The following is a 23874-nucleotide window of genomic DNA, read 5'->3' as shown; positions in this document are numbered from 1 at the left end:
AAGGTCATTATGATCATCGATAATGCCCATATTCATCATGCCAAACTGCTTCGTCCTTTTCTAAAAGAGCATCATCAGAGACTCTACTTATTGTTTTTGCCGCCGTATTCACCCAATCTAAATCCAATTGAAAAGCTTTGGCGCTGGCTTAAAGATAGTGTCATTTCAAACGTGTTTCACAAAAATCAATCGGAGATTGAACAGGCGGTTCAGCGATTTTTAGACTTTACACAATCTTGTCCAGAACGAGTACTACGTCGTATTGGTCGTATTGGCTGTTAAACTGTCAATTGGAATGTATATAAATATGAATGATAATATGATTTTAATTGTATATAAATCGCATAATTGTAAACTATTTTCTTCTATAGTCATATAGTTCTTTTTCTACATCAATTTCGTGACCATTTATAGAAACCGTATCATTATCCAACCATTTTACATTTGTATCTAATGTTCTATAATCCCAATAAATATTTTTCTTTGTTTCTTTTTTATTTGTGATGAGTTCACCTCGAACGGCTGGCGCGACAGTCGCACCTCCATATACAATGTACATTTTTATGGTATGTCTTTTATCAGGAGAATCTACTTGTTTTATAAAATCTCCCTCAGGAAGACGAGACATGGAATAGAAGAGAAAATAGTATAGATAACCAATAATTCCAACAAATACAAGGATTAATATAAGCAAACTCCATAAAACTTTCTTTTTTACAGACATAACTAACCTCCTTAATAGTGGAGAAACAAAGTTTCATATCATCTCTAAGTATTTATTTTTTCTTCATCTTTTTTCCTTATTTTAACATATTAATAGAATTATTACCACGTGCTGAAGGTATATATGAAAAACGGCCAGCTTATCCTAAAGAACTCGAAACCTGACTATGCATTTATATGGATGCAAGCACGAAAAAAACCGGCGTGGCCGGGGAAGAAAAAGGATTCCGTTGCATGACTTCGAGATATACGCCTATGAGGTTTGAACAGGACGAGTACCGATTGATTATCTGGCTGTAGCAAATCAAATCTGGAATATAGGAGGTATCGAAGTATGAGTGAAGTGTTTTTTGAAGAAGCACCAGAAGTAAATAGCATAAATCGGTTGCCTGCCGGGAGTCCGATGGGGAATACAAAAAAGGTTCCCTTGACTAGAACACAGGAACGTTACAAACCTATTTGTTTTTAGCATACAGAAAATTATATTTACTAGCATGTTTAATCTCGTCGGTTAAAATCTCAAACACCATATTTTTGAATACTGTACCCGGGATCATAAAGTAAATTTTGCGATAAAGCTCTACTGCGCTTAGTTCACCAAATATGGCTTTTTCGATTCCAGAAAGATAGTTGGCTGGTTTCTCAAACGATTCGCTATCGCTTGGCCCAATCATTTGACCTGTTAGAGAATAGTACATCTGCCTAAACATTTGACGATGACGTCTTTCATCATCACGAATGGAGATAATGATTTCTTTGTCTTGATTTGATGGAGCGTTTTGAATCAGGTAATCGTAAAAAAGTTCGTCGTTACGTTCTCCTTGTATTGCTTGTTGTAAAAGAGGAAGAACGGCTTGTAAATTCGTTTGGTACATCGCATATGAAGAAGGCAAGGAAGATTGAGCTTGGTACTGTATAGGTGTCACTGTGTTTTGGAACATCAAAGGATATAATAGATGATATGCCTGCATTGTATAATCAGGATAGATTTTCATAAGAAAATTCCTCCTAGGACTAAAATTATTTAATATCTTATGTGTAAGCGCCGTAAACGGTGAAGGAACAATGAAAACGTACGAATAAAAAACATGGCCTGAATATTTCCAAGCAGTGCTGGATGGCCGAAAAAAGTTTGAGATTTGGAAAAATGATCGGGGATTTGAAGAAGGAAATACGCTTGTATTGAAAGAGTTTGACCCAGACAAGCAGGAGTATACCGGACGGGAAGTAGAGACTGCGGTGACGTATATGACCGATTATACGCAATGGTCGCCCAGCAAGTGAACGAAGTCTACCTTGGAGACGTCGAAGGTGTCCACAGAAACCCACGTATCTACGGATCGCCTAAGCGAGAAGTAGTAGATGGTTTGTTCCGACCTACGCCCGTAAGGGTGTGTTGCTGAATGATTCCCCTCGCAGACGGCACGTGTCTGTGAGATTAGCGACAACCCGCTGATCGCCTGTTCTATCGAAGTGGATAGTTCAGAAACCCCTACTTCAACCTATGGTAAGTGGGGGAGGTCCATAAAGCAAGTGGAGACGTTTATGCGTGATGCTGATGAGTTTGACAGGGAATTTGAAGAGATGGGATGTCATAATAATGAACGATAACTGTGATGTTTCGTAATCTCAGCTATGTACAAAGCGGCTCTCTAGTGCACCAGAGAGCCGCTTTGTTATAAGTTTCCACTATATGAGGGGGCTTTGAATTAAGGTGGAGAATTCAAAATTATGGACATGGCCATCGTTCAGTGTAGTTCTCCCTTTGGCAAAGTGTACATGTTTTCCGTTACCGACAGGAATAGCAGGACCTGTTATGATTCTAATTTGATGCAGGTGATTAAAAAAATCAGTATTAACGGTTATTACATGTACATGGCTATTACCTCTGCGGATTGCTTGGCTTGTAACTCCTGCAAAACGATGGTTATGTCTGTCAGCCCCTGCTTCTGCCAACTTGGTACTACCTAAAAATTCGTGTGTATGTGTTTGTATCCGTTTTTTTGCATGTATTTTGCTATTCGCTTTGTTTTTTATTTTAAAACTTTTTATGTTTGCAGGCTCTTTATTCATAAAGATGCCCCCCTTGAAGTAAAGTCTTATGGTATCGTATGTTTGTCTTTTCTCTTTGGTTTGGACAATTATCATAGGCAGATGTCTTTTTTAATTAAATCTTTTATAAATGGAGGATTTTGGTTTGACGAAAGAAAAACGCCACCCATTTGTAGATTTGCCTCTCTATATGCTTTATCCTGCATCATGATCTTATGCGCTTTTGCAAGGTTCCAATATGGAATCGTTGGCCACAAATGATGGGTAAGATGATAATTTTCAGCATGAATACTTAAGAAAAATGCTTCGATCCAATGACTAAATCTATTTCTTGTCATATACAGGCTCACTTTATTTTCATGTACCAGGGGATAATGTTCTGCTAACTCCACAAACCATCCTATAACCATAAAAGAGGTGAAGTAAGGTATAATCCAATATAAGATAAAGTAGTTAAATAAATCAAAATAAATAATACCTGATAATAATACTATCCAGTATATACTCATATTTACAAATTGCTTTATATTTTTGAACTTAAACATTCTATACTTAAAAACATAATATGCATAGTGGGCTAAACTTAATAGTAAAAAAGGTCTCAATACAAATTTAAATAAAAAATGTTTTTTGTCTTTTACACTATATAATCCGATATCTAAATGATATTTGTAATCGGGATCTTTCTCTTTGTCCCCAAGGAAAGGATGATGATTTGCTACATGTGAATCCCTATAATTATAAAATTCCTGTCCAATTAAGTAACCTGAGAAATATTTACCCAAAAAAATACATAGTTTTTTACTTTTTGCTAGAGAGAAGTGAGCTGCTTCGTGTAAAATAGTTGCTAAAGCTTTTTGTCTTCCGCCGATAACTAATACAGAAATAGGATATAGATACCAACTGTAAGTACCAAGCATAATAGCTCCAAATATGACTAAAAAGTCAAATAGTAAACCGATAAGGGCTCTATAGTTGTTAGATTCATGAAGCGGTAGTAATTGTGCCTTTATTTCCTCTGAAAACTTATAATTTACCACTACTTACACCCCTCTACATAATAATTACTTTGTGTAGATTGCTAATTTAACATTTAATAGTATTCGATGATTCTAAGGTGCAAGCATAAATCTACCAACAATATACTTTTCATATTTTTACTTCCCTTATGGGAGAAGTTCACTTCCTTTCTTTTGCTCTTCGGCACCTCCCCTTTCGAATATGATTATTATTTAAAATATTAAGGAGATAACATGAATAGTGTTATATTATTCTCCACAAAACAAGACAGCCCACTCCTACTAACAAAGATAGTACAATTTGTTTTTTCCATAATCCTATCCATAAAGCAAAGGCTCCAGCTACCATATACTCAGGATTCCATATGTTTGCAGGTGTATGAAAGAGAATTGGCGGAATTGTTAATGAACTAAAAACCCCGACAGGAACCATTCTAAGCCCACGTTGAACCCAAGAAGGCATTTCTACACGAGAACTTAAGACAAGCATTGGAAATCTTGTTAGATAGGTTATTACTGCCATTAGTAAGATGTATAATATTAGCTTATCGTTCATCAAAAATAACCCCCATTATTACAGCACTAAAAGTTCCCAAAATAACCGATAATGTCACTCCATTTAAGTGATACCCCAAACATGCAAGAGAAGAGGCAACAAGTGCTGTCTTTACATAAAATGTTGATTTTAAATTGATTGCCAGAAATCCAATAAAAGTTGCAATATAAGCAAAATCAAGTCCATATTTTTGAGGTTCTGAAATCAATGTACCAAAAGCAGCCCCAATTAATGTGCTGAGGGTCCAAATCATTAAATCAACCACTCCAGCTCCACAATAAAAAGGAAGACTTGTTTTCTTTCCTTGTGATAGATAGGTTGATTTAAGAGCATAGGTTTCATCATTTAACATCCATGCTGCACCCATCAGTTTCCAGATGGGAATATCTCGAAAGTGGGGTCCTAAAGATAATCCATACAATATTTGCCGTGCGTTTAACAACATAGTAGATATAAGAATAGGAAATCCTGCTACACCTTGGGAAATAAAGCCCAAAGTGGCAAATTGTGATGATGCCGCATTAACTAAAAATGAAAACAACACGGCTTCTGTTACGCTGAATCCTGCTTGCCTCGCAAGAAGACCAAACACTAATCCATCGATAGTACCGGCTAACGCGACGGGTAGGATTTGCTTCGCCCCCAATAGAAATTGCTTTTTTTTATCAGGTGCGTCCATAATTTGGTCACTTATTTGCTTTGAATTATTTCTTAACAATTCCATGTAGTTTCCCTCCTTTTTGGTATATAAATAATAAATAATAATTTATGCAAAATTCGTTCCAGAAATATTCATAATACAAAGTAAATTTAGAGTATAAAAATGCGGTTAAATATTACCAAATATATTGAAATGCAAAAAATTAAGCGTGTTGACGCAAAAAAATTTGCTATAATTTGATAAAAACAGAGTAGATGCAAAAAATTTTGCTGTGAATTAATAAAAATAAGACTTTGTTATCGTTTGTCGTTTATTTTATAACCAAATAAAAACAGCCATCTTATATTAAGGTGACTGTCAGGTTGCCAAGACTTTTTCGACAACCTGTGACTTACACAGTAAGTCTTATATTTGGAGGTAACCATATGCCCCTCATTGAAATGAGAGGCATTCTGCGACTAAATCGTAAACTAAAGCAACGAATAAATTTCTCCGGCTGCTTATTTTAGTTCAAAGGTATATATGTCGGCAATATTAGTACTTATTTTATCAAATAAAGGGGAGGAATAATCATAATAACTTGCAATACCCGCTACTATAAGCAATACTACTATAAATATAATGAAGAATATAGCGAACAATGTATCTTTGGAAAAAATAATTTTCTTTAGATGATGAAATTTCTTTCTCGCTTTATATTGTCTTAAATAAATGACATTGGATGTAGAAGCCATTTTTACTCCCTCACTTTTTATCTAAATACCAAGTTTGTGTTAATATGTTTTACATTTATTATCATGTTTATGGGGCTCTCTTGACAAAGGTGGTCCATCTCCATGAAAGCGGCAATCATATCCATTGAAAACTAATGAAAACGTACATCATGCTATTTATTCTTACTATTTTGTCGTTTTTCACTGTTTTTCATTACTATTGACCTACATGACTTTTTATCAGGACGTTAAGCCAGAGCCTAGTGTGCCGAATATGGACTTTAGCAATGATATGCACCTTGACTGGAATGCGTTGAATCTTGCAAGAGATGTGGTCTCGTATTTTGACAGCTTCCCGTAGTTCGGCATAAACACCGGTCGGAAAATGGGTGCGGAGTACCGTCCAGCTTTTATGAGATGTGCGATTACACGTGCATTCTTCGGATCGTTCTGCGTTGGCGAATATTTCATTCATTACAGGAATGCTCCTTTTATATGAAAGATACTTTTTATAGATAAAAAAGCAGAAGCGATTCATCTCCCACCTATAGAGAAAAGGAATTTTTCGCTACTTTATGTTAAATCACACTATACCAGGAAAAGTATTTACTACACAATATTTTCCTGATATATATATAAGTAACCATTAAAAAAATAGGTGCTGCCTATTTTTTTTTAGTTGTTGCTTAAAAAGGAACGAAAAGAAAAATGTTTGAAAACATCACTTCAACAACGAACGAAGTAGAAGAGTAAGAATTTATACTTAAGATGGAGGGAAGGCTTGTTGGATCTAAAAGAGTTGATTCGTTTTCTTAATAAATTAGAGGAAAATCATATATTCTATAAGCTAGGTAAAGTGAGGAATGAAGCAATTATGGTTGAGGTAGCCGTTCCAGGTCAACGGTGGGAAATAGAGTTTATGGAAGATGGTACAGTAGAAGTTGAAAAATTCATTAGTAATGGAGAGATTTATGATAGTAAAGAGTTAAAGTTTCTGTTTGAAAATTTCAGTGATTAATTTGGATAAAAAGAATAAATTTTAATTCTATTCCATAAGCATCCTATTCCAATTTGGAACAGGATGCTTTTGTTATATTTGGTTAAAAAATATATACAAGTTAAAGTTATGTAAATTAATGTTGCTTATAAATAGGTGAAAAGAATTATGTGTTAGTTGAAGATATTAATAAGGATCTACATGACATGGGGAACTAAGGGCAAACGAATCTCGACAGTTGTTCCCTCTTTTTCTTTTGACTGTATCAGAATACTTCCTCGCATTTCCTCAACTAACCTTTTACATATGGACAAACCTAATCCCGTTCCGTCTTCTTTCGTTGTAAAAAAGGGCTCAAAAATTTTATTTATGTGATTTTCCGGAATCCCTATTCCATTATCGACAAAAGTTAAAATCGCTTCTTTGCTGTCTATCGAAGGATACAAATTGATGAGTAAGAGTCCTCCAGGATGTAGCGCAGAGATACTGTTTTTGATAATGTTAAGCATGATTTGTTCGATATATGAAGAGATTCCATAGGTGAAAAGAGTAGTTGATGGCAGAGATAAATGAAGAGTAACGTTCTTTTCTAATGCAAAGCATGCAGCTAACGCATGAATTTTTTGGAAAATTTGATTGATATTTACTTTTTCCCAGCTTCTTTTTCTACTGTCTCCTTTACGCGCTAACAAAAGGAAATCATACACCAGGTTTTCGATTTTTGTAATTTCGTTAATGCAAATATCGATGTAATTCAAAAAATTATTTGTATTTGCTGTTTTATTAAGGACCATTCGTTTCATCAGTTGTTGAAAACCTTTAATACTGCAAAGCGGATTTCTGATTTCATGAGCCATGCCCGCTGCCATTTGCCCCATAATTGATAGTTTTTGATTATGCAAATAATGGATTTGTTTATCTTTTGCAGAAAGGAAGCCGTTGACACAACTGTTAAATCTCGCATTTAGAATTTCAAAAAGCCTAGAGATCAGAAAAGAGCGTTCTTCTGGCTTGGAGAGATGAACATTAATTAAAGAACAAACATAATCAAAAGAATGTATTCGAATACTATGTGTTAGCTGGAGGAATGTTTCTCGATTCATTTCTTTTACTTCTCCAAAATAAAGCCCTACTTCATAGCCTGTTTTCTCCAGCTGTTGTAGCGCTTCTATATATTCCTCATTCTCTTTAAATAATATTCTCGCCACAGTAGTATATATTGAATATAAAGAAGTTCTATAGGCTTCAAGGTCTTCAATAACTTTATGGAAGTTTTCTGTTTTTTGTAGCATATTTTGAATATGCGCTTCGATCATGTTTGGAACTTTTTCGATAATTAAATACAACAATTTTTCTTTATCCTTATGTGTTTCAATCATTCGTTTTCCTTCCTCAGTAAGTATGAATTTTTTAAAATGGGTATTTAGAGATGAAAATAGCAGCATTATTTCCACCGTATCCATGAGAAGTAACAACAAAACTGTCAACTTCCGTTTGAATGGTATCATATACAATAGACAGTTCCGGATAATCCTCTCGAACCGCATTCACTGTACTAGGAATGAAATTCCGTTCCATTCCAATAAGAGAAGAAATCATTTGTGCTCCTGCACTTGCTCCAAACGTATGACCGGTTATACTTTTTATAGAAGTAATAGGAACATCTTTACCAAACAACTGCATATGGTTGATAGCTTCAATCCTATCGTTTTCTTTCATTCCAAGTGCCTGGCTATTGACATATGTAGGCTTTCTATGTTTAGTTACCTTTTCTAAATCACGAAGCAAATGTTTCCCTTCGCTGTCTGAAAAAAATATTCCTTTTCCATCGTTTGATGTACTGACCTCGTCAATGACACCTAAAATCTTTGTTCCCCTTTTCAGAGCGCTCGATTCTCTTTCAAGCACTAATACGCTTGCTCCTTCAGCGATGACAAATCCTCCGCTCTTTTTTGAAAATGGAACGCCCATCATATGTAGCTCTTTGTCTTGTGATAAACATCTTATTTTTCCGAAGGCATATATCACTGTTTTAGAAATAGGCGCATCGGCCCCCCCTACGATGCAGATGTCTAACTCGCCAGAACGCAAATACATAATGGCATCCTGGATGGCATCAATGCTTGCTGCGCATCCTGTGGCTACGGTTCTCGTAACTCCATTTACCCCTAGAAACTCTGCTATTGAAGAAGCTAAGCTATGATAATGGACGATCCCACATCCACTGACAGGCATATCTTTCAGATTATTCTGTTGGGCAAGAACGACAATCTCATCGTATCCTAGGGTTCCCCCTAAAGCCGTTCCGAGGAAAATTCCTGTTTTATATTGATCTAAATGGATATTTCCTGTCATTTGTAGCGCTTCCTTTGCGGCTGACATAGCCAGAAGACTGATCCTAGGGTATCTTCTATACTTTTTATTCTGTATTTCTGCTAATCTATCATGTACAACCCCGAATGCGATATTTTTTCCTTCCGTTCCTTCTCCTATGTAAAGGTCTAGAGCGCTTTTTCCCGTTAAAAGAGTATCGGCAAAGTGATTTACATTATATCCACCTGGAACTTTGATTCCATATCCTGTGATAACGACTTTCTCCCCTTTCACATATTATTCCTCCTTTGGAATTTAAATAAAATATACATAAATTTTATCTAAGAAAATAAGATCAGTAAACGATAATTTGGAACCCCATTTATCACTCACCATTTGTCCCCTTGAGTACATATTTGCATAGGATGGTCTATGTTTATAAATGTTACGAAGTAGACATAAAACTATTTTGAGTTAACCGCTCAATGATTTAGGGGGTATATGGTGCTGTTATATCTTTGATTAAATTAATCCGGGGATAAATGGCCTGATTTTTGATTGGATGGGCGCTGTTTTGAAATAGGGGGAGTATGATGATAGTATCAGAAGATAAGCGAAGGGGCCGTGTCAGATAGGTGCAATTTTTGCATGTCTTTATACCTATTATCGCTTTGTTTTTAGTGATAATATATTCCTGCTGAAAAAGGTAAACTTATTGAAAGATAAGGACGCAAAACTATAGGGGCTTCTATCTTTAAGATATGCCAGCCAGTTGCCAGGAGGAATATATGAGAAGAAAAATGTATCGAGTTGTTGATGCGATAGTGGATTTTTATAAACTTCTAGAGAAACACCATGATGAGTCACAGCATTATTATATCTTTACTAGTTTTTTTAAAGGTCTGCTTAGAGAGAAAGCGATTGGGGAAACATTACCAATAATAGAACTAATCACTATTCTTAAACATGAAAAACCAACCATATTTTTTACGATGAAAAAACAGAAGGAACATTGGTTAGATATCATTAGTAGTGTTGAATTGGATATTGAAGAAGCAAAAGAGAGAATTAAGCGTATGATAGACGAAAATAGTTTGAGATAAAATGTTAGAATGCCTACCATTGGAATTAGATTTCTCTGTAGTGTCATGTTAAAACATTGTCGGGGTATTTAGAGGAAGAGTGCAGCAAAAATAATAATGCCCCGCTGCCCATTTGGGTGGCGAGGCTTTGCTCTATAACCATCGGTATCAGCTACAGCTATCTTTTTTCTACATGATTCATTTTTTCCCGTCACATAAAGACGGTTATCATCTAGAGCGAAACTTTCAGCCCTGGGTGCTTTTGTAGAATGCAGCTGCTATTTCCATATCCTTTGTAGTTTGAACACTTCTTGTATATATCCATATGTTGAAACGGGTGACATAATCATTTGATAAAAAAGAACAAATAAAAGAAAACCGAGAAAGTTTTTACGAACTTTTAAATGTAAGGAGGTAAAAACATATTTTTTTTGAAAGAAATAAAGGAAACTATAGCTTATTAAAGTGAGAGGTAAAACGAGTAATGTCATAGGTCCAACAATCCAATAGTAACCGAACCATGCAAGAACAAGGCCAGGAATCCAAAAGAATGTGTATGCAAAGTCCAAATAAGGCATAATCAAATTAATAAAGGTTAAGTATTTTGTATATAGCTGGGGTTGTTCCCAGGGTTTAATTTCCTTTAGCCCTTCAATCATTCCTCTAGCCCAACGAGAGCGTTGACGAACAAAGTGTTTCAAACTGGTAGGTACTTCTGTAAAAGCTACTGCTAATGGTTCAAAATAAACTTTCCACCCTTTTTGTAAAAGTCTCCATGTTAAGACAATGTCCTCACCGATTGCATTAGGCCATCCCCCGATTTCTTTGAGGCATGAAGTTTTGTATATGCTATAGGCTCCTTGTGCAACAAGTGTTCCCTGATATAAACCCTGAAGCCGTTTAATAGAAGCAATTCCTAAAAAATAATCCCATTCCTGTATCTTTGTCCATATATTATCTCGACTATTTTTAACAAGAATAGAGCCTGCCACTGCACATATCTCTTCTGAACTACTTTTTATTCTGGCTACGATATAACGAATAGCGGATGGATGCAATAATGTATCTGCATCTAGTGTAATTACATATGGAGTCGTAACATATTGTAGTCCTTTGTTTAAAGCATGAAACTTTCCAGGATGCTCTTCGTGAAAAATTGCAATATCCAAGTCTAGTTCCTGTTTTGCTTTTAGTATTTCGGAAACAGTATTATCAGTTGAACCGTTATCAATAATCATCGTAGTTATTTTACCTTTATAATCTTGCTTTGAAAGATATCTTAATGTATTAAATATTTTTTCTTCTTCATTATAAGCAGCTATTAGAACGGTTACAGAATCGGTGGAAAACTCATTCTTGAACGGCGGCTGTCGATCAAAGACTAAGCTTGCAACAAGAAAAGCGTTCATATATCCTGGAATATATGAAATTCCTATAATAATGAGCAGAGCGAAAGGAAAAGAAATAATACTTGATAAATCCTTTAACCAAGGCATGGAAATATAAATGGAAAAGCACATCCACAAAAAAGCGATAAAATGACTTAGCCAAAATTTTGTACTTACAGGAATGTAAATTTTTTTTATTGTTTTAGTATTTGTATTAGAATGAATGTCTGGATGCATAGTACCTCTTGTAGGAAAACTTTATTTTTTATCTAATGAACTTGTTGAATCATTCTCAATCAGAAAAAACAAAAATTCGCCATTTTCTTATATGATGTAAGTACGATCAAACAACCATAAGAAAGGCGAACATACATAATCATACCACTTTATATTGAAAAAGAAAACCCACTCCTTATCTTTCATAACTTGTGGCTCAGCAGAACCGCTAAGGAAGATGGGGCGGCCTACAGCACCGAGATATACAGCGAAGAAGAAAGCGCTTGTGATTGTGGTGGTCATTAGTGCTGATTTACGAGCTGCTTTTGTACTTGGATTTGTATAGAAGCGGAGCAGAATGAACGTAGCCATTTCACTAATAAGCAGGAATTTTGAGTGATTTAGCGTAACTATTAAAAAGGGAAAAACTAAATGATTCAAAATTCTAGTTGGGAGGTATTCGTCAATATTCTTCCGGGTAGAGACAGAGATGAAAAAGACAAACGTTCCGTTTATTTTACAGACCCTGATGGACATAAATTCGAATTTCACACAGGTAACTTGAATGACCGATTATCTTATTACAGAAGTGAAAAGCATCATATGGAATTTTTTGGTTTGTAAAAGATAGAACAGCGGTAGTATGGAACAAGAACGTTTTATTCTCTGTCCGTTGACTTTCTAGAAAATCTGTGTAAAAATGAACTAACGAACGTTAGGGAGGTGAACGGGAGATGACGATCCATCGCATAAAAAAGGTCGCTCTCGCTCATTTTGCCAGACATGGGTATGAAGGGGCTTCCCTTGCACATATTGCTGATGAGGTGGGGATAAAAAAGCCATCGATCTATGCACATTTTAAAGGAAAAGACGATCTTTTTCTAAAGGTGATCGAGGATGTTATTAGTGATGAAGCGGAGTTTGTAACTCATTTTTTTGCGCGTCATGCAAACATTCCTTTACACGAGCGTTTGTATAACTTTTTGAGCCAGTATAAAGCACGGTATGAGCATGATGACAGAACGAAATTTTTGCTACGCATCACATTTTTTCCGCCAACCCACTTGTACGATGAAGTCATGCACGATGTTTACATTTATCTGGATAAACTCGAAGGTCTTCTTATTCCGGTGTTTGAAAAAGCGATAGAGGAAGGCGAGATTCGTTCTGTCGGTGCGGAGCGGGCCGCTGTCGCGTTCATGGGTTTGCTTGACGGGCTCCTCGTGGAAATGTTATATGGCGGAACGGAACGATTCATAAGAAGGTTACATGCTTCCTGGTATTTGTATTGGCGCGGATTATCTATATGAATAATAAAGAAAAACACAGGAGAGGCAATGGAATGAACCGAAACTGGATATTGGTATTGATTGCCGGCTTTTTTGAAGTCGCATGGGTTATCGGACTCAAGCATGCTTATAATTTTTGGACATGGGTTGGGACGATAATAGCTATTTACGTTAGTTTTGATTTGTTGATTCGCTCCTCAAGCAGACTGCCGGTTGGCACCGTATACGCCGTTTTTACAGGAATCGGAACGGCTGGAACCGTAATCATGGAGATGCTTGTGTTTGGCGAACCGTTTCAATGGGTGAAAGTGTTGCTTATTTTATTATTATTGATAGGCGTAATTGGGCTGAAGGTTGTTACGAAAGAATCGGAAGATAACGTTGGAGCTGAAGCGGAAGGGAAATGAAAGGAGACAGAGGATAATGGGTTGGATCTATCTTATCCTAGCCGGCTCTTTCGAAGTGGTCGGCGTAACAGGAATAAATAAAGTAAATAAACAAAAAAATTGGCAGTCAATTGCCATACTGGTTGGGGGATTTTGTTTGAGCTTTTTCTTTCTTTCTCAGGCGATGAAAACGATCTCCATGGGAACGGCGTATGCCGTTTGGACTGGGATTGGCACGGTAGGAAGCGCGCTTGTCGGTATGTTTATATATGGGGAATCAAAAGAATGGCGTCGGGTTTTGTTTATTAGTATGGTTCTTATGGCGGCAATTGGACTAAAATTCATTTCATGAACTTCTTAATTGGCCCTCTCTTTTTTCTTTAGACTAAAGATAGGGTCATTAAGCTGATCCTCGCATGTCAAGGCATGCTAGGATGAATTTAGCCTGCTTTATCATCGATTTTCCTCCTTTTCCAATGTGTATAACCTTTAACATAAAAAAGAAAGATAACCGGGAACGCATAGGCGGTGAAATAACTTATCCACCCCCACCACTCTTCCCATAGTTCAAGCACTTTATAGGATGGTTTGAAGAAGAAGAAAACAACCACAAAGAGCGGCAACAAAAGGTACGGCAGCTGCCAGTCTTTTTTATTACACAACTGAGAAAAGGTATCCGTAACAAAAAAAAGGTAGGGAATGGACGAGGTTGAAAAAAGAAAAATGTAAAATGCTACAAAGATAATTTCCATTCGTTCGAGAAATGGAAACTCGATCGGCTTGACAAGTGTAAGCGTGGGCCATAAAAACTGCGTAATTTCATCTGGGCTAAAATAAACAAAACAGCTTAACGTAATATGGAGATAAACAAGCAGGGTAAGGGCATTGGCAATCACAACCCCTTTGGCTGCGGCTTTTTTATTTTTTAGATAAGGATAGAAAAGAAACGCCAACTCAAATCCAAGGAAGGCAACGGTCGTCGTTTTCACCGCAGAAAGGATCGGCATCCATCCTTCTTTCAATATGGGCAGCAGATAAACCCAGTGACTATCTTTGAGCGGGATGATTAATAATATTGGCAGCCCGAGCGTAAAGAAAAAAACAAACTCGGCATAACGTCCGATGAACCGTACACCTCTACGTATAATCATATAGGTGTTAATCATAAGCAGGGTAACGATTAAATAACTGGACGTGTTCGGCAAAATCCATATTTGAATAATGGATATGGTAACAAAAAGAATGACCGTGATAGCGAATAAAGAATATAACATCCAGATCACCATCATGGCTTTTCCCAGTCCTTTTCCCAGATACCGTGTCATCAGCTCAAGCATGGTATCCCCTGGATGATTGGCCATAAGATGAACAATACATAAGCTAACGATTGTAGCGAGGATCGATCCGATAATAATCGAGATCCAGCCGTCCGTGCCTGCCGTCTTAGCCACTTCAGCCGGAAGAGTTAGGATGCTGGTTCCTACCTGGGTGCCATGAATAGCCAGAATATACTGGAGTAATGTTATTTCTTTCTTGACGAGTCTGCTCATTGATCTTCCCTGCTTTTTTTTCTATTCCTTTGCCGTTGTAATTGGCTGGGCCGAATCGATACAGGGCGCTTCTTCATCGTCTGTATCGGTAAACGAACAAACGTGTCTTTCATATCTGAAAGACGCAACGGCGAAATGGGGGCACTATACGGTACTCCAAGGGATTCTAAAGAGAGTAAATGAACGAAAACTGCCATCATTCCAGATATGATACCCACTATGCCAAAAGCAGAAGCGAGAAGCATCATCGGAAAACGAATCAGCCGTATCCCATTCGACATTTCTATATTTGGAATAATAAAAGAAGCAATTGCGGTGATGGATACGACAATGACCATGATATTGCTTACAAGTCCGGCTTGAACCGCCGCCTGTCCGATGACAATTCCACCGACAACGCCTATGGTTTGACCAATGGGCGTCGGGAGCCGGACCCCTGCTTCCCGAAGCATTTCAAGTACAAGTTCCATAAGCAGCGCTTCGAATAGAGGTGGAAAAGGAACCCGGTTCCGTGATTCTGCAACCGATAAAAGCAATTCAAGCGGAATCACTTCGTAATGAAAGGAAATGATCGCGATATAGAAAGCAGGTGTAAAAATCGCGATGAAAAATCCAGCGAAATGCAGGAGTCGGATAAACGAAGCGGCGAGCCATCCTATATTATAATCATCCACCGTTTGAAAAAAAGCAGAAAAGGTCATCGGCCCAATTAACACACCCGGCGTGCGGTCTACAACGATAGCGATTCGCCCTTCAAGGAGATGAGAGGATGCTGTATCCGGACGTTCCGTCACGGTAAGCTGCGGAAAAGGTGTATACAGATTATCTTCAATGAGTTCTTTTAACTCTCCAGTGGTGAGAATCGTATCAACATGGAGCGATGTAATTCTGCTTTCGACTTCTTGAAGAGTTTGTGGATTTGCCACATCTTCCAGGTAAAGCAGCGAAATTTTTACACGTCCTCGTTCCCCGATCATTAATTCTTTCACTTTTAATTCCCGGCTTGGGATGTAGCGGCGAATCATGGCAATATTTTGAGCGGCTGTTTCAATAAACCCTTGATGTGAGCCGTTTTTGACTGACAATTCCGCCTGTGGTTCCTGAATCGCCCGCTCCGGCCAATTCTGTGTTTCAAGTTCAAGGGCAGAGTCATGTCCATCAATAAAAAGAATGCTTTTTCCAATCAGGAGGGCTTGTTCAATCTCCGACCATTTCTGGACTTTTTTGATCTGCCCTATTGTTACAGCAGACTCCAGAGAATCTTTTTCATTATATTCTCCATATAAGAGCGGACGCAGAATATCCGTGTTAATGACGTTTTTATCTACCAGGCCATCCATATACACAAGAATAGACTTCTGTCCTGTTTTCAATGGAATCTCACGGATCGTAAACTCAGGAATCCCGCTAAAGAGCATGGATACATGCTGGAGATTTATGGAGGCAGAAGAGGCGATCATACTGTGTAAGAGATCATGATCCTTTTTCTGCCTGCGAAATGCTTGTTTACCCCGCAAAAAATAACGAAAGAAAGACATGATTTCACCTTTTTTGTGAGCGCATTTTCATATTGTTTATTATAGGGAATTAGATAAATAGATATACTTAAGAGATGCTTCTACTGTATTATCCTTAATAAGATTGAAGGAGAACGGTCTTTGTTTTTGCTTAAAACCGTGGGCTTTCAGACGGCACTTTCTGTAAACGAAGAAAAACTCATAAGGCGCGTACTACATGTTGTTTTTAAAAGGATTTTATTTCTAACTTGGAGAATGAATGAAGTGTTAATCTATACCCTATAAAGATTGGCTTATAGAGGTTAACATATCATAAGAGAGGAAGATGGAAACATGTTTTATAAATTGCGAATATTTCTTCTTATATGTTTATTCATGTTACTCGTTTCGGTTTCTATTTCCGCTGTCGCGGCAGCAAATAGTCCAGCACGGGTACAGCAGGCGTATTTTCCTGCAAAAGTCGTTTTTGTAAATCAACACTCCCTTTGGTTTGTAAATGGGTATCAGGCAGGCGCGCAACCTGTTCCATTAACGAAAAAAGGTATCGCATCCCCTATCGGTTGGTCATCGACAGGAGAATGGTTCGCTTACATGTGGGAAGAGAAAGAAGACTATGATCATACAAAAGAGCTGTGGGTTGTCAACCCGACCAAAAAAATTTGGCGCTTAGTAGAAAAAGATGCGGACATCATTGAAGGGCATCAGGCTTGGTCGCCCACAGGTGCTATGATTGCCTATATGACATCCCATTTTAGTAAACCGGAAGATAAGAGGTATAGCTCCATTAAAGTCGCAAATTTGAAAGGGGATAAACCTGTAATTACTGCCATTGTGTCTGACAGGCCGTATGTAGAAGACTTTACTTGGCATCCGGACGGAAAAAGCCTCACGGTATCATATATGAGAACGGAGCAACACCCAATGACGGTGGAACGTGTCGCGCTCGATGGAACAAGCAGTGTATTATTTAATATCGGCGAAACAAAAAAAGCGGAGGAAGAAATATATTCATCGGCTATTGTTGGCATGAAATGGTCGCCTGATGGAGAGTATCTTGCCTACTTTATTCGGCCGAACTCTGGTTCAATGTCCGCTGATGCCAATGACATTGAAGCAATAAATATAAAAACGAAACAGCGAATTGCGCTTGGGGGAGGACTGAAATATCCCGCTTGGTTTGCTTGGTCACCTGATAGCACACAGCTCGCTTACATCGATGGAGAGGGGAGAGAAGCAGTAAGCGATAAAGCGCTTTGTATTTTTGATACAAAATCCGGGAAGATTGTACAAGCCGGACAGAAAGGAACAGCGGATATTCAGCCTGTTTGGAGCCCTTCCTCTCCGGCGCGTCTTCTCTTTATACGTGGCCCGGTCACGAAGTGGAACGATTACCAAAACCGCCGCATTTGGCAAAGGACGAGCGATGGGAATGAGCAAGCGGTAACTTCAGCCGCGCGAACGGTTACGGACTATCATGCGGTACCGCTCGCGGACGGCAAAGGTTTCCTCTTTCTGCGTTCATCATTAAGTAAACAACCTGTTGGCTCGCTGTATTTTCAATCTTTTTCTGCTTCTAAACCTGTAGAATGGATACGCGGGATTGATTGGAATCCAGGATATTACGGCAATTTTTTGCCTGCAACGTTTTCCGTTTATCAAGATTGAACGTTTCATTGTTCAGAGCATGCGCCGCTTTTCACGCTGCTTCCTTTTCGACAGGCGCTCTTTTGCCGGGGTGCTTCATCAAGTCAATGGTATAGCCGATGATCACTCCGGCAAGCGCGGGCACAAGCCAGCCGATCCCGTGTGCATACAGCGGAAATTTTACCAGTACCATGTTCCATTTATGTGCCAAGAACGCTGTGTTTATCATATCAACCATACTGAAAAGGCCGACAAATGTTACGGTTACGATGTAAATCGAAGAATAGCTTCTTATATAATCATGAACCAGTGCCAAAACGATGAGTACGATCGCGACAGGATAAATGGCACCAAGAATCGGAACGGATACATTCAAAATTTCGGTCAACCCTAGGTTTGCGGTTGCCATGCTCCATACACAGAAAATGATGGCCCATGTTTTATATGGAACACGCGGAAAGACGCTTGTGAAAAATTGACTGCATGACGTGACCAAGCCAATGGATACACATAAACAAGCCAAGGTAAACACAACACTCAGCAGAATCGTGCCGCTCTGGCCAAACAAGTGAGCCATAACATGTGTGAGGACTTGGGCCCCGTTTTCTACCTGTCCGTAGGGACCGCCGTAGGCACCGAGGAATCCAAGAATAAGATAAATGGCTGCTAGCAGTAATCCGGCCCCAAACCCGGCATACATAACGCAGGTGGATAATTTCTTCTTGTTCTCTACCCCTTTCGCTCGCAGCGTGTTTGCCACCACAATCCCGAAGACGAGCGATGCTAGCGCGTCCATGGTCAAGTATCCATCCAAAAATCCCTGGAAAAACGGGTTAGGTCCATAATCTCCCTGCGGTGTACCAGTCGCACTTGTCGGCATTGTTAGACTTTTGATAAAAATGATGAAAATAAGTGTTAAGACAATGGGTGTCAATAGTTTTCCGAAACGATCCACCAGTTTAGATGGCGAAAGACTTAGCCAGAACACCAGTCCGAAAAAAATGGCCGTGTAGATGAGCAGAACGGCTGGAGCGGTGGCCCAATCCTCAGGTAGCAGCGGCCCTGCCCCCATTTCAAACGCTAGGCTTCCCGCGCGCGGAATCGCCAGTCCCGGTCCGATGGACAGATAAATAATGAGCGGAAAAATAAAGGCAAACACCGGGTGAACACGGCGGGCAAGCGTTTGGAAACTGCCGGCTTTGGCGACGGCGGCGACTCCCAAAATCGGCAACCCGACCGCAGATAGAATAAAACCGGTAAGAGAAATCCAAACATGTTCGCCAGCGGAAAAGCCGAGAAAAGCGGGGAAAATAAGATTACCAGCCCCGAAAAACATGGAAAACAACATAAAGCTTACAAATATGAGATGTTTCTTCGTGAACTTCTTCAATGTCCAATCACCTTCTTTGTTCTGTTCTTCTATTGAATAACTTGAGCGTGCTCCTGATGCCGTGCGGCGAGGACATGAATCGTAACAAACTTGCCTGTTGTTTTACTCATAAATAATAGCAGGATTATATCAATCTCTCGCAGTTTATTACAAGTGTAGAAATGAAATTTTAAATTTTAAAAATAGAATAATCTTTTTGATATTAAATTTGTGGAATCATGAACTTGGGGATACCTACAGAAAGGATGCTTGAAAAACTGATTACGATTGCGAAAATTATTGAAGTAAAGGGCTTTTTCGATAGGGGTAAGGGGCTGCGCGCACTCTTTACCTTTTCTATGTGGAGCGTGTTTCTTTTGTTGTAAACAGATGGATCGGGTGGAATTTTTCGATAAAATAATATATTTATCCTTGCAAAAATAATAAAAATTTATTGACGCTATATTTACAGTGCAATTATACTAAAATTATAATTTACGTTAAAATAACGTTATATAAATTTTTGTCATAAAAATTTGTGTGATTTCTGCACAAAAGATGAAGAGAGGAAGGTGTGCATGGAAACGGAAACTGTAGTGCTTGAGAGAGAACAGTATATCGCGACAATAAAGCTAAACCGTCCAAATGAATTGAACGCTTTGAATTATGCCACACTTGTCCGCCTGGGAGAAATTGTAGAAGAAATTGCACAAAATCCGAAAGATATTCGTGTTGTGCTGGTAGCGGCGGAAGGGCGGGCGTTTTGCGCCGGGGCCGATTTGAAAGAGCGCCGTACGCTCAATGAACAGCAGGTGCGCCGAAATGTGCGTAAAATTCGAGACGTATTCTCTGCGCTGGAGCGAATGCCTCAACCGACGATTGCGGTAATTAACGGGTTTGCGTTTGGCGGTGGTTTTGAACTGGCACTTGCTTGCGATTTCCGGTTTGCGGTAAGGGATGCAAAAATGGGACTGACTGAAGTAAGCCTTGGCATTATTCCGGGAGCAGGTGGTACGCAGCGATTGCCGCGTCTAATTGGGCCATCGAAAGCAAAAGAATTAATTTTGACCGCGCGCAAGATTACCGCGGCCGAAGCATATGAATACGGGATTTTAAACGGAGTGTCTGAGACGGTTGAAGAAGCGCGGGAGAGAGCGCGGGTTCTGGCAGAAGAAATAATCGCCAACGCGCCGCTCGCCGTGTATCAAGCGAAATACGCGATCGATAAGGGAAGCAGCGTTGATTTGCAGACAGGGCTCGATCTGGAGAGTAAAGCGTATGAAGTCATTATCCCGACAAAAGACCGAGTAGAAGCGCTGGAGGCGTTCCGTGAAAAAAGAAAGCCCGTGTTCTCAGGGGAGTAAGCGAATATGACAAAAAATGACTGAATATATTTGTAATTCAAAACTGTAAGCGCAAACGTTTGAAGGGCAGAATAAGGAGGGAAGCAGTATGATTTTTAATAAGGAAATGGAAACGATGTCAAGGAGAAAGATGGAAGAACTGCAACTTGAAAGGCTGAAAGAGACGGTAAAGCGTGCGTACGAAAACGTGCCGTTTCATCGGGAAGCGTTTGCCAAAGCGGGCATCAAACCGGAAGATATTCAGTCGCTAGAGGATTTGCGCCGACTTCCGTTTATGAAGAAAACCGATCTGCGCGAAAATTATCCGTTTGGCCTGTTCGCGGTCGGACAGGAAGATATTGTGCGCATTCACGGTTCTTCTGGTACGAAAGGCAAACCGACCGTCGTTGGCTATACGAAACAAGATATTGAGAATTGGTCGGAAATGGTGGCTCGCGCCATTTGCTGTGCGGGAGGCCGCCCAGGTGATATATTCCACAATGCGTATGGCTACGGTTTGTTTACGGGCGGTCTCGGTTTGCACTATGGTATTGAATATTTGGGAGCCGTTGCTGTTCCGGTATCTGGCGGTAATACGCCCCGTCAGATTACGCTGATTCAGGACTTTCGTCCGCGCGGCATTTCCGGTACGCCGTCATATATTCTTAACATTGTGGAAGAAATGAAGAAGCAGGGGCTCAACCCGCGCGAGACGAGCTTGGAATACGGCATTTTTGGAGCGGAGCCGTGGTCCGAAGAGATGCGCGCACAGTTGGAGGAAGAACTCGGCATTAAAGCGGTGGATATTTACGGATTGAGCGAAGTAATGGGACCTGGCGTTTCGATTGAGTGTTATGAGGCACAGGATGGCCTGCATATCGTGGAAGATCATTTTATTGCCGAAGTTGTGGACCCTGAAACCGGAGAGCCGCTGCCATATGGTGAACAAGGAGAGCTTGTGTTTACATCGCTGACTAAGCAGGCGTTCCCGGTCATTCGCTACCGCACCGGAGATATTGCGTCGTTGAATCCGGAACCGTGCAAGTGCGGACGGACGAGCATGCGTATGTCCCGCATTAAAGGTCGCGTAGACGATATGCTTATTATTCGCGGGGTGAACGTGTTTCCGACTGAAATTGAATCGGTGCTGCTTACATTTAAACAGCTTGCTCCACACTATCAGGTTGTTATTAAACGCGAAGGCCCGCTGGACAGTTTTGAAATTCATTGTGAAACAACGCCAGAATACATGAGCCAGGTTGTGACGCTGGAAGGAAATGAAGAAGTAGCACGTCTTGTAAAAGCAATCAGTCATGAAATGAAGAACACGCTGGGCGTGTCTGTCAGGTTGTGTCTAGGAAAGCCGAATACGATTCCGCGCAGTGAAGGCAAGGCGGTGCGCATCGTCGATAATCGTAACAAGGTACTGTCGTAGTTTTTGTTTGATTTATCTTTTTTTTCGCAATCTTTTATTTTATAGGGGGGCGGAGTATGGGGTATGACTACATTAAAGCAGAGCGGGAAGGCGCGGTCGGTGTGATTGCGCTGAATCGTCCAGAAGTGTTGAACGCGCTTAATTTGCAGCTCATCGACGAATTAGTGACCGAACTGGAACGGATGGATCGGGATGATTCGATCCGCGCCATCGTACTAACGGGAAATGAGCGGGCGTTTGCGGCTGGGGCTGATATTGGCGAGATGGCCGATGAAGCGGCAATTTCAATGCTTTTGAAAGATCAATTCGCTGTTTGGGATCGTATCGCGGGCATTTCGAAGCCGATTCTTGCGGCTGTAAGCGGTTTTGCGCTTGGTGGTGGCTGCGAGCTGATGATGAATTGTGACATCATAATCGCTTCAGAGACGACAAAAATAGGACAGCCGGAAATTAAGCTTGGCGTTATGCCGGGCGCAGGTGGTACGCAACGCCTGACGAAAGCGGTCGGCAAGGTGAAAGCGATGGAAATGCTGTTGACGGGAGAGCCGATTTCGGCGGACGAAGCGCTGCGCTACGGATTGGTGAATAAAGTGGTGCCAGTAGAAATGTACTTCCACGAAACGATGAAACTCGCCCGGAAAATTGCGGAGCAACCTCCCATTGCGGCCCGGTTGATTAAAAAATCCGTGCTGAAAGCGATCGACAATCCATTGAGCGAAGGATTGGATTATGAACGCAATTGTTTTTATTTGCTGTTTGCGAGCGAAGACCAAAAAGAAGGCATGCGCGCTTTTATTGAGAAGCGCAGGCCGAAATTCAGCGGACGCTAAGGAGGCGCATGATTATGTACGAGACGATTTTATATGATGTGATGGAAGGAATAGCGACGATTACGCTCAATCGACCGGAAAAATTCAATGCGTTCACCGAGAAAATGCACAAAGAAATAATTGACGCGTTAAAACAGGCCGGGAAAAGCTCAGACGTTCGCTGCCTTATCATTACTGGCACCGGAAAAGCGTTTAACGCGGGCCAGGATTTAAGCGATATGCAGGGGGTAGAAGTTGATTTTGGCGAGTTTTTGCGCAAGCGCTATAATCCAATGATTATGCAAATCCGAAATACCGAAAAACCCGTTATTGCCGCAGTGAACGGCGTGGCGGCGGGCGCAGGCATGAGTCTAGCGCTGGCATGCGATATTCGGCTTGTATCAGAGAAGGCGTTCTTTACTAATGCATTTATCAACATCGGACTTGTGCCGGATTCAGGCGGCTGTTACTTCTTGCCGCGCATTGTCGGCATCGGCAAAGCGCTGGAGTTGGCGATGACAGGCGAAAAAATTTCGGCTGAGGAAGCGTACCGTATCGGGCTTGCCAACAAAATTTGTTCGGCCGAAAACTTTGAAGCCGAAGTGAAAGAATACGCCGCGCGTCTAGCGAAATTGCCGACGAAAAGCATCGGTTTAATTAAACGAGCGATGTACAAGGGAGTGGAAATGAATTTGGAGGAGACGCTTGAATATGAAGCGTACTGTCAGGACATTGCGGGCAGTACTGCGGATCACAAAGAGGGCGTGCAGGCATTTTTGGAAAAGCGCTCTCCTGTTTTCACAGGAAAATAG

25 protein-coding genes, 3 pseudogenes and 1 riboswitch are annotated in these 23874 nt (G+C 40.1%); of the genes and pseudogenes, 15 read left to right on the top strand and 13 right to left on the bottom strand.

Annotation, left to right across the window (positions count from 1 at the left end; all coding sequences use genetic code 11):
- Positions 1-282, top strand: a 282-nt coding sequence (locus BLR88_RS10530; RefSeq protein WP_175493605.1) for a transposase, incomplete at its 5' end; no start/stop codon positions are given.
- Positions 283-355: 73 nt separating this feature from the next.
- On the opposite strand, the gene BLR88_RS10525 is transcribed toward BLR88_RS10530, so the two are convergent.
- Entirely contained in the window at positions 356-724 is a 369-nt protein-coding gene (locus tag BLR88_RS10525; RefSeq protein WP_175493604.1) for a DUF5412 domain-containing protein, read from the bottom strand.
- 176 nt (positions 725-900) lie between these two features.
- Between BLR88_RS10525 and BLR88_RS20380 the strand changes: the two genes are divergently transcribed.
- Complete coding sequence (locus BLR88_RS20380; RefSeq protein ID WP_257721588.1) at positions 901-1023, top strand: hypothetical protein; 123 nt, start codon at positions 901-903, stop codon at positions 1021-1023.
- A gap of 34 nt (positions 1024-1057) precedes the next feature.
- A complete protein-coding gene (locus BLR88_RS20375; protein WP_257721589.1) occupies positions 1058-1192 on the top strand; it encodes a hypothetical protein in 135 nt (44 codons plus the stop codon).
- Here BLR88_RS20375 and BLR88_RS10520 read toward each other — a convergent pair.
- Positions 1179-1718 (bottom strand): ferritin family protein, encoded by a 540-nt coding sequence (locus BLR88_RS10520; protein WP_236781989.1) that lies wholly within the window; start codon positions 1716-1718, stop codon positions 1179-1181. The genes BLR88_RS20375 and BLR88_RS10520 overlap by 14 nt on opposite strands.
- Before the next feature lie 100 nt (positions 1719-1818).
- On the opposite strand from BLR88_RS10520, the pseudogene BLR88_RS10515 reads away from it, so the two are divergent.
- Positions 1819-2007, top strand: a pseudogene (locus BLR88_RS10515) (DUF3850 domain-containing protein); the annotation flags it as partial.
- Between the two features lie 405 nt (positions 2008-2412).
- Here BLR88_RS10515 and BLR88_RS10510 read toward each other — a convergent pair.
- From BLR88_RS10510 to BLR88_RS20135, 5 genes and pseudogenes are all read right to left on the bottom strand, one after another.
- Positions 2413-2796, bottom strand: coding sequence for a YmaF family protein (locus BLR88_RS10510; RefSeq protein ID WP_082705951.1), 384 nt, complete (start codon positions 2794-2796; stop codon positions 2413-2415).
- A 71-nt stretch (positions 2797-2867) separates the two neighbouring features.
- A complete protein-coding gene (gntB, locus tag BLR88_RS10505) occupies positions 2868-3815 on the bottom strand; it encodes a guanitoxin biosynthesis L-arginine gamma (S) hydroxylase (protein ID WP_057898539.1) in 948 nt (315 codons plus the stop codon).
- Positions 3816-4038: 223 nt separating this feature from the next.
- Positions 4039-4350: an AzlD domain-containing protein gene (locus BLR88_RS10500; RefSeq protein WP_082705952.1), complete on the bottom strand. Its 312-nt coding sequence runs from the start codon at positions 4348-4350 to the stop codon at positions 4039-4041.
- A complete protein-coding gene (locus BLR88_RS10495) occupies positions 4340-5074 on the bottom strand; it encodes an AzlC family ABC transporter permease (RefSeq protein WP_057898540.1) in 735 nt (244 codons plus the stop codon). The genes BLR88_RS10500 and BLR88_RS10495 overlap by 11 nt, the downstream gene beginning before the upstream one ends.
- Positions 5075-6049: 975 nt before the next feature.
- Positions 6050-6186 (bottom strand): annotated as a pseudogene (locus BLR88_RS20135) (IS110 family transposase); the annotation flags it as partial.
- A gap of 322 nt (positions 6187-6508) precedes the next feature.
- Here BLR88_RS20135 and BLR88_RS10485 point away from each other — a divergent pair.
- Complete coding sequence (locus BLR88_RS10485) at positions 6509-6742, top strand: hypothetical protein (protein WP_057898543.1); 234 nt, start codon at positions 6509-6511, stop codon at positions 6740-6742.
- 176 nt (positions 6743-6918) lie between these two features.
- Here the strand turns inward: BLR88_RS10485 and BLR88_RS10480 are convergent, their stop codons facing one another.
- On the bottom strand, positions 6919-8184 hold the full coding sequence (locus BLR88_RS10480; RefSeq protein WP_175493603.1) for a sensor histidine kinase: 1266 nt from the start codon (positions 8182-8184) through the stop codon (positions 6919-6921).
- On the bottom strand, positions 8132-9328 hold the full coding sequence (locus tag BLR88_RS10475; protein ID WP_057898545.1) for a beta-ketoacyl synthase N-terminal-like domain-containing protein: 1197 nt from the start codon (positions 9326-9328) through the stop codon (positions 8132-8134). The genes BLR88_RS10480 and BLR88_RS10475 overlap by 53 nt, the downstream gene beginning before the upstream one ends.
- A 401-nt stretch (positions 9329-9729) precedes the next feature.
- A riboswitch (cyclic di-GMP riboswitch) is annotated at positions 9730-9814 on the top strand.
- A gap of 8 nt (positions 9815-9822) precedes the next feature.
- Between BLR88_RS10475 and BLR88_RS10470 the strand changes: the two genes are divergently transcribed.
- Positions 9823-10137 (top strand): hypothetical protein, encoded by a 315-nt coding sequence (locus tag BLR88_RS10470; RefSeq protein ID WP_057898546.1) that lies wholly within the window; start codon positions 9823-9825, stop codon positions 10135-10137.
- 257 nt (positions 10138-10394) lie between these two features.
- On the opposite strand, the gene BLR88_RS10465 is transcribed toward BLR88_RS10470, so the two are convergent.
- Positions 10395-11741 carry a glycosyltransferase family 2 protein gene (locus BLR88_RS10465; protein ID WP_091260614.1) on the bottom strand — a complete coding sequence of 449 codons (1347 nt, stop codon included), beginning with the start codon at positions 11739-11741 and terminating at the stop codon, positions 10395-10397.
- 441 nt (positions 11742-12182) lie between these two features.
- Here BLR88_RS10465 and BLR88_RS10455 point away from each other — a divergent pair.
- The 4 genes and pseudogenes from BLR88_RS10455 to BLR88_RS10440 form a co-directional block, all read left to right on the top strand.
- Positions 12183-12344, top strand: a pseudogene (locus tag BLR88_RS10455) (metallothiol transferase FosB); the annotation flags it as partial.
- 110 nt (positions 12345-12454) lie between these two features.
- Positions 12455-13030 carry a TetR/AcrR family transcriptional regulator gene (locus tag BLR88_RS10450; protein ID WP_057898548.1) on the top strand — a complete coding sequence of 192 codons (576 nt, stop codon included), beginning with the start codon at positions 12455-12457 and terminating at the stop codon, positions 13028-13030.
- A 32-nt stretch (positions 13031-13062) separates the two neighbouring features.
- Positions 13063-13416 (top strand): DMT family transporter, encoded by a 354-nt coding sequence (locus BLR88_RS10445; protein WP_057898549.1) that lies wholly within the window; start codon positions 13063-13065, stop codon positions 13414-13416.
- 16 nt (positions 13417-13432) lie between these two features.
- A complete protein-coding gene (locus BLR88_RS10440) occupies positions 13433-13747 on the top strand; it encodes a DMT family transporter (protein WP_057898550.1) in 315 nt (104 codons plus the stop codon).
- Between the two features lie 88 nt (positions 13748-13835).
- On the opposite strand, the gene BLR88_RS10435 is transcribed toward BLR88_RS10440, so the two are convergent.
- Together BLR88_RS10435 and BLR88_RS10430 are read right to left on the bottom strand one after the other, a co-directional pair.
- Positions 13836-14945, bottom strand: a complete 1110-nt coding sequence (locus BLR88_RS10435) for a GerAB/ArcD/ProY family transporter (RefSeq protein WP_091260610.1) — start codon at positions 14943-14945, stop codon at positions 13836-13838.
- Complete coding sequence (locus tag BLR88_RS10430; RefSeq protein WP_057898552.1) at positions 14942-16483, bottom strand: spore germination protein; 1542 nt, start codon at positions 16481-16483, stop codon at positions 14942-14944. The genes BLR88_RS10435 and BLR88_RS10430 overlap by 4 nt, the downstream gene beginning before the upstream one ends.
- Positions 16484-16795: 312 nt before the next feature.
- Here BLR88_RS10430 and BLR88_RS10425 point away from each other — a divergent pair, with 312 nt between their 5' ends.
- Positions 16796-18127, top strand: a complete 1332-nt coding sequence (locus BLR88_RS10425; RefSeq protein ID WP_091260608.1) for a TolB-like translocation protein — start codon at positions 16796-16798, stop codon at positions 18125-18127.
- A 31-nt stretch (positions 18128-18158) separates the two neighbouring features.
- On the opposite strand, the gene brnQ is transcribed toward BLR88_RS10425, so the two are convergent.
- Complete coding sequence (brnQ, locus tag BLR88_RS10420; protein WP_091260606.1) at positions 18159-19496, bottom strand: branched-chain amino acid transport system II carrier protein; 1338 nt, start codon at positions 19494-19496, stop codon at positions 18159-18161.
- A gap of 557 nt (positions 19497-20053) precedes the next feature.
- Between brnQ and BLR88_RS10415 the strand changes: the two genes are divergently transcribed.
- The 4 genes from BLR88_RS10415 to BLR88_RS10400 all read left to right on the top strand — a co-directional run bounded on the left by BLR88_RS10415 (position 20054) and on the right by BLR88_RS10400 (position 23874).
- On the top strand, positions 20054-20839 hold the full coding sequence (locus tag BLR88_RS10415; protein WP_057898554.1) for an enoyl-CoA hydratase-related protein: 786 nt from the start codon (positions 20054-20056) through the stop codon (positions 20837-20839).
- Between the two features lie 88 nt (positions 20840-20927).
- Entirely contained in the window at positions 20928-22253 is a 1326-nt protein-coding gene (gene paaK, locus BLR88_RS10410) for a phenylacetate--CoA ligase PaaK (RefSeq protein ID WP_057898555.1), read from the top strand.
- A gap of 56 nt (positions 22254-22309) precedes the next feature.
- The gene (locus tag BLR88_RS10405; RefSeq protein WP_091260604.1) at positions 22310-23083 is read left to right on the top strand and encodes an enoyl-CoA hydratase-related protein; all 774 of its coding nucleotides are present in this window, start codon (positions 22310-22312) and stop codon (positions 23081-23083) included.
- Between the two features lie 14 nt (positions 23084-23097).
- The gene (locus BLR88_RS10400; RefSeq protein ID WP_057898557.1) at positions 23098-23874 is read left to right on the top strand and encodes an enoyl-CoA hydratase-related protein; all 777 of its coding nucleotides are present in this window, start codon (positions 23098-23100) and stop codon (positions 23872-23874) included.

This window comes from Aneurinibacillus thermoaerophilus (assembly GCF_900099925.1).
GTDB classification, from domain to species: Bacteria; Bacillota; Bacilli; order Aneurinibacillales; family Aneurinibacillaceae; genus Aneurinibacillus; species Aneurinibacillus thermoaerophilus.
The sequence above is the reverse complement of the archived record's forward strand: the minus strand, read 5'-3'. Positions and strand labels throughout refer to the sequence as shown.